Origin of the sequence: Pantoea sp. GbtcB22 (assembly GCF_019091025.1) — a bacterium.
Taxonomy (GTDB): domain Bacteria; phylum Pseudomonadota; class Gammaproteobacteria; order Enterobacterales; family Enterobacteriaceae; genus Pantoea; species Pantoea leporis.
Window position 1 is genome coordinate 1 of the sequence record NZ_JAGXKB010000456.1, and the last position, 253, is coordinate 253.

Here is a 253-nt window from a genome sequence, read left to right on the forward strand (position 1 = left end):
CGTCCCTTGCAGAGCACCGTTCAATGCGCCGGTGACTTGATCCCAACTCCAGTAGCCGTTGGCATCCGTTTCACAGCCCGCCAGTTGCAGCGTGACGCGCTTCGGTGGATTTTTCAGGCCCAGCACATCGGCATCGCGCAGCTGATCGGCCGTTTGATAGACGTACTCAATTTTCAGCAGAACTTTGTTGTTCTTCACATCGTGCCAGCGTTCGAATACTACCTGGCCGCCAATCGGCGTGTTCTCATCGTTG

1 pseudogene is annotated in these 253 nt (G+C 55.7%); it reads right to left on the minus strand.

Annotated elements, in window-relative coordinates:
• A pseudogene (locus KVT28_RS25710) lies at nt 1–253 on the minus strand (bifunctional glucose-1-phosphatase/inositol phosphatase); the annotation flags it as partial.